We start from the raw sequence: 8230 nt of genomic DNA, 5'->3' as shown, positions 1-8230 counted from the left end.
ATGACAAAAGGCACCGAGAGGGATTCCTCTCGGTGCCTTTTGTCGACAATCTGAATCCTAAGATACATGTCTTAGGATTTTTTTGTTTCTAATGTTGCTGATTCCCATTTAATCACTTTTTCCAAAATGACCGATAGAATCACTCCCATAATTAAACCATTTGTTATGATTGGACGGAGGATAACCGGAAAGTCCGCAAAAATCTCGGGAGAAATATTCAGTAAGCAGACGCCTAGTAAGACTGGCCCCGCTAGACGGTAGATCGTGATTGAATCAAAACCATCACTGCTTAGACTCTTTAATGATGTTCCTAATAATTGCAAATAAGCAACAAATAATACGGCATTACCTACAGTTATAGGCATACTCGCAAAAAAAGTTCCTAATACTGGGATAATTCCCAAAATAGATAGCATTCCCCCACCGATGATAAATGGCAATCTTTTTAAAATTTGAGTGCTTTCTAAAAAGCCGATTGATGATGTAAAAGGAGCATATGCTACTAGTCCCAATAATGATGCAATAATTGAATGAAAACCTGTTAATAAAAAAGAAAAGCGATAACGTTTTTGTTGAGGCTCATCCTTGTAAAGTTTCTCGGCTGCTTGGATCGATGCAATCGTATTACTTAAATTCATGAAACCTCCAAGAAAAGAAACAATCACAATACCATATTCTAAATTTGGTTTCCCAAATGGAAATAATGAAAAATGAGCACTTGTTTCAGTACTTGCTGTTTGTCCCCCAGGAAAAAGAATCTCATAAAAGCCCCAACCTACAATAATTCCAATTAAAATTGCAAAATTGCCTAGCTTTTTTCCTTTAATTTTAACCAAGCTAACTAAGATAACTACTACAATTGAATATAAGCTAATTGGAAGGTCAAGTTTACCATCGTCTGTTACCTTTAACATTCCATTAAAAAAGATAATCACAAGTTGGAAAGTTAATAAAAATAAGTAGACACTCATCACCATAGGAGTGAATATTTTTTGAATGAGCGATACGAGATTAAAAGCTGCAAGTAGGACAGTTGCAATACCTGCAAGAAGAATTCCTGTGGCAATTCCTCCTCCTATTTCTGTGTAGCTAAGTCCCATGGATGCACCAGATAGTGCCAAATTAAGAACTAGCCCCCACATCATTCCCGAATGTCCTTCCATTAATGGATAGCGATGCCCAATGAACCCTTGGAGCATACAAGCAATACCAGTAAAGATCAGCGAACTTCTCATTGTCATTGCAATCACATCTGGAGAAAGTTCAAATGCTGTACCTACTGATACTGGAACGACAATTGTATTTGCAAAAATAAAAAACAACCATTGAAAGGACGCAAATGTAGTTGTCCAAGTTGATTGTTTCAACATTCTACCACCCTTTCTTTTCCGAGCTGCTGAAGCTTTGCATCTTAGTTTATAGCAAAATACAAGACTAGTAAATGCAGATAACAATTTTCGGTCATGAATTTATTCGATTTAAAATAGGGCTAGTCTAAATTAACAATACCCTCAATATATATTTATGGATAAGACAAGGAGTGATTCGACATGTTTTCATACATTCATAGAAAAAAAACAATATATCGAGCACTTGTATTTATTTTTATCTATTTCAATGCATTATTTACATTTGCGGTTATTTATATCTTATTAGATATGATGAATTTAGGATCATTAAATGATCATTATGCTTCACCGATGCATCAAGAACAGCCTTTAGATTTAATAACTCGCTCACTTTACTTTAGCGCAATTACATTATTATCAGTAGGGTATGGGGATGTCACTCCATTTGGTTTGGCAAGAGCATTTGCCATAATTGAGGCACTATTTGGATATTTATTGCCAGTTATAATCGTCATTCAATTTTTACCTCATCAGAATCATGATGAAAACGAATATCCAATGAACTAAGAAGAAAAAGAGCTTGTCATTATTTAATGACAAGCTCTTTTTCTTCCTTATTGGTTTGCCTTTTTAATCCATTCAGCTACCGTTACTGTTCGTTTTGCCTGATGTTTCACAGCTGCTTGAACATCCTCTACCATTTTTCCATTTTGATCAACTGACACACTGGTTCCATACGGATTTCCCCCTGCACCAAAAATAACTGGATCTGTGTATCCTGGAGGTACAATAATGGCTCCCCAATGATACATTGAATTATAAAGTGCTAGTAAAGTTGATTCATGACCACCGTGTGAGTTTTGTGCGGATGACATGGCGCTAACGGCTTTGTTTGCCAGCTTACCATTGAACCACAGTCCTCCTGTTGTATCTAGAAATTGCTTCATTTGACCTGGCATATTACCGAAACGAGTAGGTACGCTAAAAATAATCGCATCTGCCCACTCTAGATCATTTAGTGCAACTACAGGTACATCAGTTGTAGCATCAACGTGAGCCTTCCAAGCAGGATTAGAATCAATTGCCGCTTGTGGAGCAAGCTCTGGCACCTTTAAAACCTTAACTTCTGCTCCTACTTCTTTTGCACCCTCAGCAGCCCAATTTGCAAGCTGATAATTCGTACCAGTTGAACTATAATAGATTATTGCTAAATTTACACCTGTCATCCCAATTATCTCTCCTTTAAGTACTTCTTTAAAGCTAGACTTATTATTTCATTCTGTTATAAAGGATATTCATTGAAAATGGAAATAAAGGCAACTTGCCTTCTTATGAAAATAATGATATATTTACTTAGTTACATTTCGGGAGACGAAATAAAAAAAGGATATCCTCTATCAAGCCAACTACACTACTTTATCATTACATCAGGAGGATACAACATGGGGAAACAAAAGCTTTGGACAAAGGATTTTATCAATATTTCATTAAGTAATTTCTTTGTCTTTCTAACATTTTATTACTTACTTGTCACGTTACCGGTATATTCATTAAATGAACTCCACACTACTAAATTAGAGGCCGGACTTGTCGTTACGGTCTTTTTATTTTCTGCAATTATTATTCGACCGTTTGCAGGACAATGGATTGAAGCAAAAGGGAAACGGAAAATTCTTTTACTTTCATTATTTATTTTTATGGGTGGATCCTTTTTTTATTTTATCCCAGATTCGATTATTAGCTTATTAGTACTTCGTTTTCTTCACGGAATCGGGTTTGGAATGGCAACAACTGCTGCAGGTGCCATTGTTGCAGATCTCATACCTGAATCTCGTAAGGGTGAGGGTATGGGATACTTTGTGATGTCAACTAATCTCGCGATGGTAATTGGCCCATTTGTTGGGTTAACTGCCTTGAATAAAGCAGGAATATATTTAGTATTTATAATTAGCGTTTTTTGTGCAGTGCTTGCATTTATAACTGGTTGTTTTATTAATAACCCGAAACTTATTCAAACAGTTGTCAGACAGGGTACACTTAGTATTAAAAAGAAACTGACAATCCAAGACTTAATCGAAGTATCTGCATTACGTATTGCGATTGTTAGTGCATTTTTAGGTTTTATTTATGCTTCGATTCTTTCTTTCGTATCAGTATTTGCACAAGAAATTAACCTATTGGAAGTTTCAAGCTTCTTCTTTGTTGTATATGCAGTAATCCTTATACTATCGAGACCTTTTACCGGAAAATGGTTTGATTTATATGGAGCAAATAAGATTATCTACCCTGCAATAATCTGCTTTGCGGTTGGAATGGCTGTATTAGGTATAAGTAAATCAGCGTTGGTCTTTTTAATTGCAGCTGCTCTTATTGGACTAGGCTGGGGTACATTATTTCCAAGCTTTCAAACAATCGCCATTCAAAATGCTGCACCAAATCGAAGAGGAACTGCTACTGCAACCTTTCTGTCTATTTATGATTTAGGTGTTGGAATTGGTTCAAGTCTAGTTGGTATGATTAGCGCTAAAATTGGACTAGGATCATTTTATCTATATAGTTCTGTTTATGTTTTAATCGGAATTATTTTATATTATTTCATACATGATAAAAACACACGCTTACTATTAAAAGAGAAACGTACTGAAGTACCTTCTCAAAATGCTGGTTAATTTTTTGGGTGGATAAGTCTTTCTTATCTACCCTTTTTTCAAGCATATTGTTAGTTGCTAATAAGAGGGACGGGTATAATTATGGTTGAATACTAATTTACTTAAGGAGTTGTTACTACAATGTTTGATGTTATTATTATTGGAGCTGGGCCAGCTGGTGCAAGTGCTGCGTTGTTTACTGCTAAAGCCGGGAAAAAGACATTACTAGTAGATCATGATAAAGGAATGACAAAGCGTGCCTGGGTTGAAAACCATTATGGAGTTATGGAGATAACCGGTCCTGAACTTGTAGAAGTAGGTAAAAAACAAGCTAGAAAATTTGGAGCTGAAGTTTTCGAAAGCAGTGTAACTTCAATCGATAAAATTGAGAGCGGATTCAAAGTTGAAACAGACAATGGTGAATACGAAGCAAAACATATCATTCTTGCAACTGGTATTTCAGCAGACTTAGCTGAAAAAACTGGTGTAAAAACGAAGGAAGGTACTGAGCCACGAATTAAAACTGTAATTGATACTGATCCTTCTGGTAAAACAAATATTGATGGTATTTGGGCAGCTGGAACTTGTGCGGGAGTTAGCGTTCATACAATTATTACAGCAGGTGACGGTGCAAAGGTTGCCATTAACCTGTTAAGTGATATGAATGGTGAACGCTATGTTGATCATGACATATTGAAGGCTTAGTTATTCAGCCAGGTACTTGTCTCAGAGTACCTGGCTTTTAGTTAAAAAGTAGTATCCCAATGTATGAAGAAAAGGTACAGATAAATAAAGACCCCAAAATATATATAACTGCATCTTTTAATTTTTTAGCATTCAGTAATTGAATCACTTCATACCCAAACGTTGAAAATGTTGTGAAAGCTCCACAAAAACCAATCCCGGTTAAATACCATATCCAATCCATTAGCTGATGATTAAGATGGAGGCTTGTTAACATCCCCAAAAATAGAGAGCCCGCAATATTAATCAACAAAGTGGCTAAAGGAAAAGAACTCTTTATCCTCTTACTAATTATGCTTCCAGCCATATAGCGACTACCTGCTCCTAATGCCCCACCTATTCCAATTAACCACATCATGATAGTTGACCCATTTCCACTTTTTTCAAACGGGCTAAGCTATAACCTACATATGCTAGCATCAATCCAAATCCTATACTAGAAGTAATATATAAGAGAGCAAGTCCATTTCTTCCAACCTGAACAAGCTGAACTACTTCAACCGAAAAGGTAGAAAAGGTTGTAAATGAACCGGTAAAACCAGTTCCAATGAGTAAAACCAGATTAGCATTTATTCGCTTGGGATGCATAGCAGACGATAAAAACCAACCAAGAAACAGGCAGCCTATCAAGTTAACAACTAAAGTCCCTATCGGAAACCCATTTCCATTGTACAACCACATTCCTACTAAATATCTACATAAAGCTCCCAAAAATCCACCGATCATCACGATTATAACTTTCACCAAACCACTGCCTTTAACCATTTATTAATTTTTATTATATCACTGAATTCTAATAGGAAAATGATTATGGAATCTTGTATAAAGGATAATCCTAAGCATAATGTGGAAAAGTAATAAAATAGTTTTTCCTTGAGGTGATTACATGTCTTTTATTAGTTTGTTAAAAAAGGGAAATAAGTCTTCTGCTATTGCAGCTATTGGCAATACGATTTTAGCAGTCATTAAAGGGGTTGCAGCAGCAATTAGTGGCAGTGGAACAATGTTTGCAACCACATTACATTCAATTGCAGATGCAACGAACCAAGCTTTCGTATTTCTTGGTAGTGCCTTATCTGAAAAGGCACCAACAAAGCGGTTTCCTACAGGATTTGGCCGTGTAGTTAACCTCTTTGTATTAATAGCGGTTATTGTCATTTCAATCATGTCTTATGAAACGATTATTAAAGGTTGGGAACTAATTACACATCCAAAAGCATCAACTAATATTTGGTTAAATATCATCATTTTAGTTATAGCTGTAATAGTTGATGGATTTGTATTAGTAAAAGCCGCTAAGGAAATAGCGTCTGAGACTCGAAGCACTGCCACAGGTATGTCTATACTTACATCAGCTTTTAAAAATGTTCGTCTTGCTGCCCCACCAACAAGGTTGGTCTTTTACGAAGATATTATCGCAACTCTAGGAGCTTTACTTGCGCTCATTTCAATCGTAGTCGCATATTTTACAGGTCTATATTATCTTGATGGTGTAGGAACAATCTTAATCGGTATTTTATTAATCGGAATCGCTATTAAAATTGGCTACGAAAATACAATTGGTCTAATTGGTGTAGCTGCTCCTAAAGTAGTTGAAGACAGAATAGCTAGTATTATTTTAGCTGATCCTGATGTTGTTGATATCAACAAAATGAGAATACTCCAAGAAGGTAGAAGATATCATATTGAAAGCTATATTGAGTTAAAAGAGGGTTTGTCATTAGCAGTTGCTGATGATATTAAATACCGTGTTAGAGACTCATTACTAACAGATCCTGATGTCGGTGATGTCACACTCGGAATATTAGAAACGGACGGGAAAACCGATTGGAAATAGGTTTAGATTCACATATATGATAGGTATTTGAACAAGTCATCCTCTTTAAGAAGTAACGTTTTTCTAGAAAAATGAATAGGATAAATTGAGACTTCTATGAGAAGGTGATAATTATGAAGTGGAAAAATTATGGATTATGGATATCAATCGCATCAATTCTATATATGGTCTTAAAAGACCTAGGATTTAAAATCGATTTAACCGAGTGGCAAACCTATGTTACCGCCATACTTGGGGTACTCGCGACTCTTGGAATCATTTCAAATCCTGAAAAAGGCAAAGGTTTTTTTGATCGAATACCAATAGTAAACGAAATGGTTACACAGATTTCAGATCATATACAATCAGCAACTGAAGAACAGGAGAATTCCCCTATAATAAATAATGAACCTAGTCAAAATAAACAAATAATTGCTACTGATGCAACTATAAATGATGACTCTTCACAACCAACATCAGTTACTGTGAATGTCCCAAAACCTCATGGTATGCCTGCTCCTCCAAATGAGTATATGTAATAGCAAATCAAATGCGCCTTGGCATATTTGCGCCCAGATTTTTTCGAGCTTGCTCGATAAAGTGAAACTTCAATCAGTGCAATTCTGATTGATAGTTGAACCAATCGGGCATCTACTGGCAGTTGCTCCTAAGGAGCTTACTGCCAGTTAATGCGGGAAAAGCTTCCTTTAAAAATCTGAGGCATCCGCCGGAGGCTTTAACTTTATTCAGTCGGGAAACCCCACTGAATTGCATTCATCTCACCAATTATAAAAGAGGGAGACTTCTGCTGAATAAAGTTATATTTGGGTGCTTTTCCACTTTTCTTACAAATATTAAAGCTGTTGATGAATAATTTCTCCCCCTAGAATAGAAAATAGAATAGAACTAATGATACATAAGTGTGGTGGGTGCAAGATGTGAAAGCATTTGAAAGATTACTGTGGAGTATTGCCTTACCAGGCTTTGGGCAATTATTGAACAAACATTATGTAAAAGGAATTACCTTTATTTTATTGGAGTTTCTTGTGAACTCACAATCAAATTTTAATGAGGTGATTCGCTTAAGCTTTCTAGGAGAAACACAGCTCGCAAGTGAACTGACTAACTATAGCTGGCTTATGTTTTATCCCTGTCTCTATTTTTTTGCAATGTGGGATGCTTTTAAGGAGGCTGGTGGTGGAAAAGCACCTCTTTCATTTTTACCTTTTGCATTCTCAGCATACTTTGTAACAGTAGGTCTCATGTATTCATCGAAAATCGAATTGCTAGGAATTTATTTTGGCCCTGTTTGGCTTCCGATGCTATCTGTCCTACCAGGTGTACTTGTTGGCTTCATTGTTCGAAGTATCATTTTAGTTTTCGTTAAGGAAAAGAATCTCACATAATCAAAAAAGGTCGGTAATTTGTTACCAACCTTTTTTGCATACCAAGTTCTAAAAAATAATATAAATTGCAAGAGCAATAAGTGATAGCGATATTACAACTACATAAATAAGAGTGAGTCTTGTCACATTTCCCTTTGTAGATGTTCTATAATTATCATCGCCCTTTCCCCCTACAGCAATTGTCCCTATTAATCCAACTATGGCTATCAAAACAACCAATATCACTGCAATCTTCATTAAATTCTCCTCATTTTTGTACTTTTTCTA

11 protein-coding genes are annotated in these 8230 nt (G+C 35.9%); 6 read left to right on the top strand and 5 right to left on the bottom strand.

Going from position 1 to position 8230, the window contains the following annotated elements:
* Positions 1–71 precede the first annotated feature (71 nt).
* Positions 72–1370, bottom strand: a complete 1299-nt coding sequence (locus MJG50_RS20160; RefSeq protein ID WP_240257574.1) for a uracil/xanthine transporter — start codon at positions 1368–1370, stop codon at positions 72–74.
* 180 nt (positions 1371–1550) lie between these two features.
* On the opposite strand from MJG50_RS20160, the gene MJG50_RS20155 reads away from it, so the two are divergent.
* On the top strand, positions 1551–1916 hold the full coding sequence (locus MJG50_RS20155) for a potassium channel family protein (RefSeq protein WP_240257573.1): 366 nt from the start codon (positions 1551–1553) through the stop codon (positions 1914–1916).
* Between the two features lie 47 nt (positions 1917–1963).
* Here MJG50_RS20155 and wrbA read toward each other — a convergent pair whose 3' ends face one another.
* Positions 1964–2575, bottom strand: coding sequence for an NAD(P)H:quinone oxidoreductase (gene wrbA / locus MJG50_RS20150; RefSeq protein ID WP_240257572.1), 612 nt, complete (start codon positions 2573–2575; stop codon positions 1964–1966).
* Between the two features lie 216 nt (positions 2576–2791).
* Here wrbA and MJG50_RS20145 point away from each other — a divergent pair, with 216 nt between their 5' ends.
* Both MJG50_RS20145 and MJG50_RS20140 read left to right on the top strand, forming a co-directional pair.
* Positions 2792–4018, top strand: coding sequence for an MFS transporter (locus MJG50_RS20145; RefSeq protein WP_240257571.1), 1227 nt, complete (start codon positions 2792–2794; stop codon positions 4016–4018).
* A gap of 120 nt (positions 4019–4138) precedes the next feature.
* A complete protein-coding gene (locus MJG50_RS20140) occupies positions 4139–4702 on the top strand; it encodes an FAD-dependent oxidoreductase (protein WP_240257570.1) in 564 nt (187 codons plus the stop codon).
* Positions 4703–4739: 37 nt separating this feature from the next.
* Here the strand turns inward: MJG50_RS20140 and crcB (MJG50_RS20135) are convergent, their stop codons facing one another.
* On the bottom strand, positions 4740–5099 hold the full coding sequence (gene crcB / locus MJG50_RS20135) for a fluoride efflux transporter CrcB (RefSeq protein ID WP_240257569.1): 360 nt from the start codon (positions 5097–5099) through the stop codon (positions 4740–4742).
* Positions 5096–5485, bottom strand: coding sequence for a fluoride efflux transporter CrcB (gene crcB, locus MJG50_RS20130; RefSeq protein ID WP_240257568.1), 390 nt, complete (start codon positions 5483–5485; stop codon positions 5096–5098). Before crcB (MJG50_RS20130) ends, crcB (MJG50_RS20135) begins: the two co-directional genes overlap by 4 nt.
* Before the next feature lie 142 nt (positions 5486–5627).
* Between crcB (MJG50_RS20130) and MJG50_RS20125 the strand changes: the two genes are divergently transcribed.
* The 3 genes from MJG50_RS20125 to MJG50_RS20115 all read left to right on the top strand — a co-directional run bounded on the left by MJG50_RS20125 (position 5628) and on the right by MJG50_RS20115 (position 7963).
* A complete protein-coding gene (locus MJG50_RS20125; RefSeq protein WP_240257567.1) occupies positions 5628–6578 on the top strand; it encodes a cation diffusion facilitator family transporter in 951 nt (316 codons plus the stop codon).
* Positions 6579–6691: 113 nt separating this feature from the next.
* Complete coding sequence (locus MJG50_RS20120) at positions 6692–7096, top strand: hypothetical protein (RefSeq protein WP_240257566.1); 405 nt, start codon at positions 6692–6694, stop codon at positions 7094–7096.
* A gap of 399 nt (positions 7097–7495) precedes the next feature.
* Positions 7496–7963: a hypothetical protein gene (locus MJG50_RS20115; protein WP_240257565.1), complete on the top strand. Its 468-nt coding sequence runs from the start codon at positions 7496–7498 to the stop codon at positions 7961–7963.
* Between the two features lie 48 nt (positions 7964–8011).
* On the opposite strand, the gene MJG50_RS20110 is transcribed toward MJG50_RS20115, so the two are convergent.
* Positions 8012–8200, bottom strand: coding sequence for a hypothetical protein (locus tag MJG50_RS20110; RefSeq protein ID WP_240257564.1), 189 nt, complete (start codon positions 8198–8200; stop codon positions 8012–8014).
* Positions 8201–8230: the final 30 nt, after the last annotated feature.

Origin of the sequence: Fredinandcohnia quinoae, assembly GCF_022427965.1 — a bacterium.
In the GTDB taxonomy this organism is placed as follows: Bacteria; Bacillota; Bacilli; order Bacillales; family Bacillaceae_L; genus Ferdinandcohnia; species Ferdinandcohnia quinoae.
The sequence above is the reverse complement of the archived record's forward strand: the minus strand, read 5'-3'. Positions and strand labels throughout refer to the sequence as shown.

Excerpts from the sequence above, each read along its gene's own strand:
- MJG50_RS20160 (WP_240257574.1), bottom strand. The coding sequence starts at position 1,370 with ATGTTGAAACAATCAACTTGGACAACTACATTTGCGTCCTTTCAATGG.
- MJG50_RS20155 (WP_240257573.1), top strand. The coding sequence starts at position 1,551 with ATGTTTTCATACATTCATAGAAAAAAAACAATATATCGAGCACTTGTA.
- wrbA (WP_240257572.1), bottom strand. The coding sequence starts at position 2,575 with ATGACAGGTGTAAATTTAGCAATAATCTATTATAGTTCAACTGGTACG.
- MJG50_RS20145 (WP_240257571.1), top strand. The coding sequence starts at position 2,792 with ATGGGGAAACAAAAGCTTTGGACAAAGGATTTTATCAATATTTCATTA.
- MJG50_RS20140 (WP_240257570.1), top strand. The coding sequence starts at position 4,139 with ATGTTTGATGTTATTATTATTGGAGCTGGGCCAGCTGGTGCAAGTGCT.
- crcB (WP_240257569.1), bottom strand. The coding sequence starts at position 5,099 with ATGATGTGGTTAATTGGAATAGGTGGGGCATTAGGAGCAGGTAGTCGC.
- MJG50_RS20125 (WP_240257567.1), top strand. The coding sequence starts at position 5,628 with ATGTCTTTTATTAGTTTGTTAAAAAAGGGAAATAAGTCTTCTGCTATT.
- MJG50_RS20120 (WP_240257566.1), top strand. The coding sequence starts at position 6,692 with ATGAAGTGGAAAAATTATGGATTATGGATATCAATCGCATCAATTCTA.
- MJG50_RS20110 (WP_240257564.1), bottom strand. The coding sequence starts at position 8,200 with ATGAAGATTGCAGTGATATTGGTTGTTTTGATAGCCATAGTTGGATTA.